Consider the following 9,169-nt stretch of genomic DNA (forward strand, 5'->3'; position numbering starts at 1 on the left):
CGACGGCCCGACGGCCCGGCCTCCTCGGCGCTGCCCGGGCTGGCTCCCCGCTCCCCGCAGCCCGGGACGGGCGCCCATGGCGACGCAGACGGGCTGTCGGCGGCGGCCGCACACATCGACCAGGCCCAGGTCGACGAGGTCACCAGGGCGTGGCTGGCGCGGCAGGAGTCCGTGCTCGACGGCATCGACGTGATCTGAGCCGGGTACCCGCGGATCGCGGTCCGGCGCGGCGCGTCGTCCCCCGCCGGACGGCTGCGCGCGGTATCCAGGTGCGACCGGCGTCAGGGAGACGACCTGCGGCCACGGACGGTGCAGGTTTGAGGTGCCGGACGAGGAGGCAGGTACGCGTCGCCGGGCAGTGCGCCCGGCGCGAGGACGGCGCCGCGTGCCGGAGTCGTTCCGCTCGATCCCACGGAAGGTGAGGCGTGGCAGGAGCACTGACCGCACGCTTCGACCTGCCCGCCGAACCCCGTGCCGCCGGGCGGGCCCGTCGGCTCGTCAGCGAGCTGCTTGCGGCCTGGAACCGGGCTGAGACCATCGAGGTCGCCCAGCTGCTCGTGAGCGAGGTGGTGACGAACGCCGTCCGGTTCGTCGGTGACCGCGGCGCGCTGTCGCTGAGCGTCACTCTCAGCATTGATCGGATCCGCATCGCCGTCGACGACGGGAGCTCGCTGCACCCCGATCTGCGAGCGGTCGCGGACGACGACGAGTCAGGCCGGGGCATGCACCTGGTCGCCGCGCTGGCCCTGCAGTGGGGAGTCGTGGACCGACCGCAGGAGCAGGGAACCGGCAAGCAGGTGTGGTTCGACCTGCCACGGCAGCCGGATCCCCCGCGGCAGGAAGGTCCCCTCGAAGCCACCTGCGGTGCCTGAACAACGATGATCCGACCCGAAAGGGCCACCACAGCCACACAGTCGTCCGAAATATCGGCTTTTATCTTTATGAAGTAATGCAATCCGGCTCGAACCGACCGAGCGGGAGGTCACATGACGTCGTGGAGAGCAGGTGGCACACCACCGACAGCATCCGTCGGCGGTGCACATGTCCGCAGCGCAGGTGTTTTGGACGGACAGCCGTCAGCACAACAGTGTGGACACTTCAGCCGCTGTTCAGGCAACACGCGTACGGTGATCACAGCTCGCCGCGCCACGACCGTGGCCACGGCACCAGCCCAACGGGGGTTGTCATCGAGATCCCGGTTGTTCTCGGCTCGCCCGGGGGCGAGATCTCCGCGGCCCACGGCGGCGCGGCCATGACCATCACACCCGCCGCACCCACACCGGCCACACGCATCCAGGTCTGTGGTGCGGCCGATCCGCATCGCCACGTGTTCGTCGAGCCCCTGGCCCTGGCCATGCCGGATCCGCCCACGGCCCGGGCCCGTGCCCGTCGGCGCACCGTGGCCTGTGTCGTCGCCGCCGCGGTCCTGCTGGTCATCCTGGGCGTCCGGTTCCGTGGGGACGCGGCATCCCGGCTGTCCGGGGTGCCGGCGCCCCGCTGGCACTGGCTGGCCGCGTGCGCGGGCGCGACGGCGCTGTTCTACGTGGCCAACGGGGTGTCGCTGCGGTCAGCCAGCGGCCTGCGGATGCCGCTACGCACCGTGACCGCGGTCCAGCTCGCGGCGGCCGCGACGAACCGGATCGTTCCCGCCGGTCTCGGCGCGATCGCGATCCACCTGCGCTTCCTGCAGCGGCGTGGCATGACCCGGCCGGCCGCGCTCGCCGCCATCGCGTCCGTGAAGGTCGCGGGTGCGGTGAGCCATCTGGCCGGCCTCGCGATCGTCGCGAGCACCCTCAGCGATTCCGGCATCGGTACGGCGGTGGTGAGCCCCGTGCGTACCACCGTTCATGACCTGGGCGCGGGCCCGGTCATGGTCGCCGGGGTGATCGTCGCGGCGCTGATCACCGGAACCATCGCCCATCCGCGGGTGCGCGTGGTCATCCGGCCGGCCGCCCGGGTCTTCCGCAGCCACCTGTCGACCCTGGCGCACTCGCCCGGCCGGGCGGCGCTGCTACTGGCCTCCCAGGCCGGCAGTCGGCTGTTCCAGATCCTCGCGCTCGCCTGCGCGGTGTGGGCGTTCGGCGCCAGCGTCACGCTGATGTCGGTCGCCACCGTCTACCTGGTCGGCTCGGTGGTGGCCGGGGCGGCACCGACGGCCGGCGGGGTCGGCGCGTTGGAACCGGCGCTCGCGTTCGGCCTGACCGCCGCCGGCGGCGGCGCGGCGACCATGCTCGCCGCCGTGCTGGTCTACCGTGTGATCAGCTTCTGGCTCCCGGTCGTCCCCGGCGCCGTGGCCCTGGCCGGCCTGCGCCGCAGCGGCGACCTCTGATCAGCGGGGCATGCTGGTCGGTGTGTCCTCGATGCCCGGTGGCGCGCCTTCGATGCTGTCGCCTTCATCTGGACGGGGCTGGCTGCGGCGCCGTCGGGGTGTCCAGCGGTCCAGATGGAAGAGCATGAGTCCCAGGGTGAGGCTGGCGGCGGCGATGAGCCAGCAGCCGAGGGCGCCTGGCGGTTGTCTCGTCCAGTCCCACCATCGGTCCGTGCCGTCGGCGTTCTGCTGGAGGAACGTCAGCGGCAGGATGCTGACGAGCGGTAGCACCCAGCTGAGCGTGATGCCAAGGAGTCGGGCGGAGAGAAGCGCGACCCCTGCCCAGATGAGAACGGAGCGCAGCGCGGCGACGCCCGCCGGCCAGGAATCGGAGGCGGCCTCGACTCCCAGTTGCGCCGCAGCGGTCAGGACCACGACGAGGATGAGGTGCACGCGGCGAACATGCTGGTAGCGACCGGTCGCGCCTTGTTCGAAATCGGCCATCGGGCTGTGCAACGTGGCGGCCGGCAGCACCGCGTAGGCTACCGGGATCTCATGACGGTAGGCGATCGGGACATCCGCCAGGGGCAGCACGAGTTCACGGCTTCCGAACAGGACATCGGCGGTTGCCAGAACCACGAGGCCGGCGAGGTACCCGGCGGCGTGATGAGTCCGGCCATAGCGGACAGCGGCACGGAGATGATCAAGCACAAGTGGTGTTCCGGATTGTGGCCATGCGCTGCCGGACCCAAGCCAACTGGCTCTCCTGTGTGGTGTAGATCAGCCTGCCAATCGCCTGGATGTCGACCCCTGGAGGGCCACCATGGACAGATGATGGCTGGGGTGCACCGGTTAGACGGGATTCGAGCCAGGTCCCCAGCTCGAATTCGGCATGGAAGAATGCCGCAGTGTCATCATCGGTCGCCCCGGTGCACGCTTTGGGGAAGGTCTCGCCGACGATCTGGATGGAGATGGCAGTGGCAACCTCCCACATGGCGCCCTCTGGGATGGTGAAGTCGACGTTCCTGTACTGGCTGCCACGCAGGCCCTGCTCGTAGAACCGGGCCGGTACGGTGAACTGACCGGCAGGTAGCTCGCCGAGGCGGGAGGCCATGGCCGACAGTCGCGGGAGGTACTTCTGGTCATCCGGCCAGACGCAGATGGCCGGCATGGTGTCTGTGCACGGGTAGTCCGCCGGCATCGGGCGGATGACCTGTATTGGACCGGCGGTCGCGTAGGCGGCCAGACAGCCGGCGAACGCCATCACCGCGGTGGTTGCGGAGAAGGCCTGTCCACATCCGTAATGCCTGTGTGCGGGGCGCGGAAGCCTGAGCTGAGGCTTCGGCACGCTGACCGCCACCGCCACCGCGGCAACCGTGAGCAGCAGCCGGGTCGCCAGCGGCCAGTACGCGACGCGGGCATCGGGCGGACCGACGAGCACCATGAAACCGAGTGTTCCGCTCAGTGATCCGAGAAGGACGAAGCAGACGAGCGCGCCGAACATCGGCGCGATGATGCGGGACTGGCTCCAGCGGCCGAGCGCATGCCCGACCGCAGTGCAGCCGACGATGACAGTTGCTCCAAGCAAGAGGTAGCCCGGCCAGAGGAAGCCCGGCCCCGCGGAACCGGCGGACGTGACGGCGGCAACGACAATGCCGACGAGGTAAGCGGCCAAGCCGAAGGAGGCGGTCCCGGCAAGCTGCAGCCCCTCGGCCTGCCATCTCGGCCGGGCGGCGGCGGCGAGCTGCTCGTCCATGCCCTGCCGCGAGGCCCGGCCGGCGGACCAGGCCGCGAGCGCCGCGCAGAGGGGCCCGAAGTAGAACGCGGGAATCTGGGCCGCGACGCTGGTCTGGGGCCAGACCCCGATCCACCACCGGCCCCGCTCGTACAGCACGGTGAGATCGGCAGCCACCAGCACCGGCAGCCACCAGCGCAACGCGGAACGCCGTAGCTCCGTCCAGTAGGCATAGATCATCCGCGGACGCCGGTCCGCAGCACACTCATATAGCCACGCTCGATCGCGGTATCTCCCGGGGCATCCGGCGCCGCCAGCTCACTGAGTTCCTCGGTGCGACCACTGAACACCACGCGGCCCCCGTCGAGGACCACCACGGTGTCGCAGAGCGCGGCCACGTCCTCGACAAGGTGAGTGGACAGCACGACCGCACGCGAACTCAGCGAGCGGATCAGAGCACGGAAGTCGAGACGCTGCGCCGGGTCGAGCCCGACCGTCGGTTCGTCGAGCAGTAGCAACTTCGGATCACCGACGATTGCGCTGGCGATTCCCGCGCGCCGCAACATCCCACCGGACAGAGTGCGTAGCCGGTCGTGCATCCGGTCCGACAGGCCCACTCCCTCGATAGCCCGCAGAGTCCCCTCGTGCGCGGCCCCACGAGGAACCTCTCGCAACCAGGCAACGTAACGCACGAAGTCATAGACCGAGAACCCGGGAAGATAGCCGAAATCCTGCGGCAGATAGCCGATCCCCCGCCGCGCCAACCGTGCTTCTCGACCTGTCCTCACCACACTGCCCGCTACTCGCACCTCCCCCTGGCCTGGCGGCACAACGGTCGCCAGCGTACGCAGGAGGGAGGTCTTGCCGGCGCCGTTGGGACCAAGCAGGCCCATCACGCCCTCCTGCAGGGAAAAGCTCACATCCGCAAGAACCATCCGCCTGCCATACACCTGCCGCAGTCCGGTCACGGACACGACGTCTTCTACCACAAAAAATCTCCCTCGCCGCCCGGCCGGGCGGCGCGTGTCTCACACAGCCCGGCCGGCCTTTATGTAAACTAGCCGTGGAAGTCAACCCTGGAGCTGTTGATCTTAAACCAACAGTTCACCTGCCCCCAATCTGGCGCATAGGTGCCTTTCACGAAATATTTCGAGCTGGTCGGATCCGGCTGGGACGTGCAGAAGCCGTGGTTGGTGTACGTTCCTGCTACCGAGTTCGCGTAGCAGTGAGCATTGCTTCCCGTGCTTCCCCATGTCGAGTAGCAGTTGTTGGTCCTCGGGCTTTGACCGGAGGCCAACGCCGACTCGACACTGATACCTACAGGTGCGATCAGGATCGACGCTGCCAGCAATACCTTCACCGCACTCCGTGCACGTAAGCCCATTCAGCTCCCCGTTCTCATTGAACGCCGACCTCGACTGGCGTTCTCTCCGAAAACATTCAACTCGCCATGAAGATTCACTCCGCGGCGAGCCGGCGCAGGCTATCGTTGACACTGGAGCGACGCAAGAAACTTCCGTGCGGCGGTACCCGCCGTACCCGGACGACAAAAAATTGAAGTAACCGAACGCTGCGAACCTCGGTAACGTACCGTGGTTTCCATCGCCTTCGATGGAGAGCAATAAATACCGTGGGACGGTCTGGGCTGAGCTGGTGTCGTCGCCACTTGCGCAGGTGGCTGACCTTTAGACCGCCCCCTTCGGTGGCCTTCCCGGGAAAGATCTGAGACAACAGAATGTAGCCGTCTCGTCCGCAGGTCAGCGGCACGCGTCGCGAAACGTTATGTGTGATGTACGCCATGCTCTGCCCGGTGAACGGCGAGCACTTCGGCCGGAACCTTGCCGCAGATCGGCGCGGCATCGCGGCACCAGCCGTGCGGTCGCCCGCGTCCTATGTCCGCGCCGTCGGCGCGCAGTGGCGCCATCTCGGCGCCGACGTTCGCCGCCCGGTAGTTCCGCCAAGTCGAGCAGGCCGCCGTGCCTCTGCGTTCCGCCCCGTAACCGACCGCCGGTGACGTCCTGTCACCGGTAAAAGGCCCTCACGATGGCCATCCGGACAGGTCATCCGTACCCGTGCGGGAGGGGTGTGCTGGTTCAACACATCGGCAACAGGTGTCTCAAGACATAGGCGACATGTGTCTCGGGTGATCGGCGATGGTCTGGGCGGGCGGGATCGTCCGCGATGTCGACGTCGCGTCTGGTCATCGCCGCCCTGTTCGTCGAAGGTCAGTCTCCGGCCGAGGTCGCGGCCCGCTACGGGCTGCACCGCTCCTGGGCGTATCGGCTCAAAACCCGCTACGAGGCCGAGGGACGCAGCTGTCGCTGACACGCAGCACTCGAACCGCGGTCCCGGCGGCCGCAGCGCTCACCGTGTGCCACGCCTGAGACGACCGTCGAGCTGATCGTCGGCCTACGAAAACAGCTGACCGAACAGGGCTTGGACGCCGGCGCGGACACCATCGGCTGGCACCTCACACACCACCATCAGCGCACGGTCTCCCGGGCCACGATCCACCGGATCCTCACCCGCGCAGGTACGGTCACTCCCACCCCGGCCACACGACCGCGGCCGTCCTACATCCGTTTCCAGGCCGACCAGCCCAACGAGTGCTGGCAGTCGGACCTCACCCACCACCGGCTGACCCGACCGGACGGCAGACCCGGCACCGACATCGAGATCATCAGCTGGGTCGACGACCACTCCCGGTTCGTCCTGCACGTCGCCGCCCACCCGAAGATCACCAGGAAGATCGTCGTCGCGACGTTCCACCAGGCCCGGCCCAAAGCAACCCCGTCGACCGACCGCACCGCCGACAGCCACGACCGGCTCCGCAGCGCCCACGTCGACAGCAACAGCAAACTCACCCTGCGCGTCAGCGGCCGGCTGCACCACATCGGGATCGGACGAACCCACGCCCGAACCCCCGTCCTACTCCTCGTCCAGGACCGCCAGATCCGGATCATCCACCAGACCACCGGCCAGCTCCTCCGCGAACTCACCCTCGACCCCACCCGCACCTACCAGCCCAGCCGCCAGAAATAGATCAGGCCCGAACCCACCGGGGGTTCGGGCCTATACCTATGTCCTGCGACATGACAAGGGTGCGGGAGGGGGGACTTGAACCCCCACGCCCTAGGGCGGCAGGACCTAAACCTGCTGCGTCTGCCATTCCGCCACTCCCGCGTGCCCACCAGGGTAGCCAGACCCGGCGGGCGGCCGTCGAGCCGGTTCGCCGAGGCGTTGAACGCCGGTCACGCTGCGCCGTTGCATTGATCCGGATACGTCCCGATTCGCGGGACGGGGTTTGCCGCATCCGGTGCCAGGACACATAACGGTGCGTCGACGAGGTGACGGCTGTCGGCTGGCCGACCCGCACGGTTGGCCCAGCTGCGGCACGCTGGGCCGAGCCCGGTGGCGCGAGGGTCCCGTTCGCGAAACCGGCAGGTGAGACGGCCGGCGAGACCGGCACGCGAGGACGGGGAGACCCACCGATGACCAGCCCGAACAGCCCGGATTCCGCGGCGCCGACGGCCACCGCGCAGCCGACGTCCACGGCGCAGCAGGCCCTCACCGAACGCAACGAGGCGCTGCACCTGATCCACGATGGACGGGCGACGACGGCGACCGTCGACGCGCTGCACGACACCGGGGCGCGGGTGAACGGCCGGGCCGTCGCGGAGGTCCACCTGCTGGTCGACCAGCCCGGCGGCCAGCCCTACCCGGTGGTACGCGCCGCGGTGGCCCCGGCCACCGACGTCGACCTCGCCGACCTGGCGGTCGCCTCGTCCGGTCGCCCGCGACGCATCCCGGTGCTCGTCGACCCGGGTCGCCCGGACAACGTGCTGTTGCGCTGGGACCTGCGCCCCGCCAGCTGAGCCGGCCGGGCGCACAGCTCAGCCGGTGGCGAGGCTCAGGTCGCGCAGCAGCTTGGCGACGTGACCGGTGGCCCGCACGTTGTACTGGGCGACCTCGATCGCCCCGTCCGCACCGATGACGAAGGTCGAGCGGATCACGCCGACGGTCTTCTTGCCGTACATCGTCTTCTCTCCGAACGCGCCGTAGGCCTGCAGTACGGCGCGGTCCGGATCGGACAGCAGCGGGAAGGTCAGCGACTGTGCGTCGCGGAACTTCGCCAGCTTCGACGGCTTGTCCGGCGAGATGCCGAGGACGTCGATGCCGGCGTCGCCCAGCAGGGCGAGGTTGTCGCGAAAGTCGCAGGCCTGCTTCGTGCAGCCCGGGGTGGAGGCGGCCGGGTAGAAGTAGACCACCACGCGGCGACCCCGGTACGACGCGAGGGACACCTCACGCTCGTCGGCGTCGAGCAGGGTGAACGCGGGTGCGGGGTCGCCGGCGGACAGGCGGGCGGTGGTGGCGGTCTCGGTCATGGCCCGACAAGGTAGTCGGGGCCCGATCAGATCGGCAACCCGGGTGGTGCTCAGGCCGCCGCGGTGACGGCGGCGGTGAACCCGGCCGGGGTGAGCTGGTCGCCGGTGAGCTGCTTCCCACCGATGATCACTGTCGGGGTGCTGTTGATACCAGCCTTCGAGGCGTCCTGGTCGACCTGGTGGACGTAGCCGTCATAGGTGCCGCTGTTCACCGCATCCTTGAAGACCTGCGAGGTCAGGCCGGCCTTGGCCCCCAGCGCGAGCAGCGTCGGGTTGGTGAAGCCACCGGTCTTCTCCTCGGGCTGGTTGGCGTAGAGAACATCGTGGAGCTCGCGGAACCGACCCTCGTTCGCCGCCGCGGCCGCCGCGTTCGCCGCCCGGACCGACTCGGGGCCCAGGAACGACATCATGTGATAATCGATCTTGATTTTGCCGTCGTCGAGCAGCGAGCGGATCGTCGGGCCGGTCTGCTTCTCCAGAGCCTCGCAGGCCGGGCACTGGAAGTCCTCGTACATGTCGACCGTGACGGGGGCATCGGCCTTCCCGACGACGATGCCGTGATAGCTGCCGGTGGCCGGGGCCGGCAGCACCACCGGCTTCGACTCCTCCCGCGAGTTCTGCCAGACGAAGCCGAGCACGCCGACCAGGACGAGCACGCCGACCACGACCCCGGCGACGATCAGATTGCGCCGCCGCCGCTCCGCCGCCACCGCGGCGGCCCGGGCGGCGGCGGCCTTCGCC

General features: G+C 69.0%; 11 protein-coding genes and 1 tRNA gene. 6 read left to right on the forward strand and 6 right to left on the reverse strand.

Going from position 1 to position 9,169, the window contains the following annotated elements:
* From ND747_RS28775 to ND747_RS28785, 3 genes are all read left to right on the forward strand, one after another.
* Nucleotides 1–198 (forward strand): hypothetical protein (locus tag ND747_RS28775; RefSeq protein WP_251737398.1); only part of this gene is annotated, 198 nt, incomplete at its 5' end.
* 227 nt (nt 199–425) lie between these two features.
* Nucleotides 426–872, forward strand: a complete 447-nt coding sequence (locus ND747_RS28780; RefSeq protein WP_251737399.1) for an ATP-binding protein — start codon at nt 426–428, stop codon at nt 870–872.
* Between the two features lie 215 nt (nt 873–1,087).
* Nucleotides 1,088–2,329 (forward strand): YbhN family protein, encoded by a 1,242-nt coding sequence (locus ND747_RS28785; RefSeq protein ID WP_374216351.1) that lies wholly within the window; start codon nt 1,088–1,090, stop codon nt 2,327–2,329.
* On the opposite strand, the gene ND747_RS28790 is transcribed toward ND747_RS28785, so the two are convergent.
* Genes ND747_RS28790 through ND747_RS28800 form a run of 3 tightly spaced genes read right to left on the reverse strand, consistent with a single transcriptional unit; the run spans nt 2,330 to nt 4,978 of the window.
* The gene (locus ND747_RS28790; RefSeq protein ID WP_251737401.1) at nt 2,330–3,019 is read right to left on the reverse strand and encodes a hypothetical protein; all 690 of its coding nucleotides are present in this window, start codon (nt 3,017–3,019) and stop codon (nt 2,330–2,332) included.
* The gene (locus tag ND747_RS28795) at nt 3,012–4,283 is read right to left on the reverse strand and encodes a hypothetical protein (protein ID WP_251737402.1); all 1,272 of its coding nucleotides are present in this window, start codon (nt 4,281–4,283) and stop codon (nt 3,012–3,014) included. Before ND747_RS28795 ends, ND747_RS28790 begins: the two co-directional genes overlap by 8 nt.
* Nucleotides 4,280–4,978, reverse strand: a complete 699-nt coding sequence (locus ND747_RS28800; RefSeq protein ID WP_285901321.1) for an ATP-binding cassette domain-containing protein — start codon at nt 4,976–4,978, stop codon at nt 4,280–4,282. Before ND747_RS28800 ends, ND747_RS28795 begins: the two co-directional genes overlap by 4 nt.
* Before the next feature lie 1,246 nt (nt 4,979–6,224).
* On the opposite strand from ND747_RS28800, the gene ND747_RS28805 reads away from it, so the two are divergent.
* Both ND747_RS28805 and ND747_RS28810 read left to right on the forward strand, forming a co-directional pair.
* Nucleotides 6,225–6,368, forward strand: coding sequence for a helix-turn-helix domain-containing protein (locus ND747_RS28805; protein WP_251737404.1), 144 nt, complete (start codon nt 6,225–6,227; stop codon nt 6,366–6,368).
* Between the two features lie 111 nt (nt 6,369–6,479).
* On the forward strand, nt 6,480–7,085 hold the full coding sequence (locus ND747_RS28810; protein ID WP_251737405.1) for a hypothetical protein: 606 nt from the start codon (nt 6,480–6,482) through the stop codon (nt 7,083–7,085).
* A 60-nt stretch (nt 7,086–7,145) separates the two neighbouring features.
* Here the strand turns inward: ND747_RS28810 and ND747_RS28815 are convergent.
* Nucleotides 7,146–7,226, reverse strand: a tRNA-Leu gene (locus tag ND747_RS28815).
* Nucleotides 7,227–7,534: 308 nt separating this feature from the next.
* Between ND747_RS28815 and ND747_RS28820 the strand changes: the two genes are divergently transcribed.
* Nucleotides 7,535–7,918 carry a hypothetical protein gene (locus ND747_RS28820; RefSeq protein WP_251737406.1) on the forward strand — a complete coding sequence of 128 codons (384 nt, stop codon included), beginning with the start codon at nt 7,535–7,537 and terminating at the stop codon, nt 7,916–7,918.
* A gap of 18 nt (nt 7,919–7,936) precedes the next feature.
* On the opposite strand, the gene bcp is transcribed toward ND747_RS28820, so the two are convergent.
* Together bcp and ND747_RS28830 are read right to left on the reverse strand one after the other, a co-directional pair.
* Nucleotides 7,937–8,428 (reverse strand): thioredoxin-dependent thiol peroxidase, encoded by a 492-nt coding sequence (gene bcp, locus ND747_RS28825; protein WP_251737407.1) that lies wholly within the window; start codon nt 8,426–8,428, stop codon nt 7,937–7,939.
* 50 nt (nt 8,429–8,478) lie between these two features.
* The coding region (locus ND747_RS28830) for a thioredoxin domain-containing protein (RefSeq protein WP_251737408.1) at nt 8,479–9,169 on the reverse strand (691 nt) is incomplete at its 5' end.

The sequence above is a fragment of the Frankia sp. R82 genome (genome assembly GCF_023716925.1).
Lineage (GTDB): Bacteria > Actinomycetota > Actinomycetes > Frankiales > Frankiaceae > Frankia.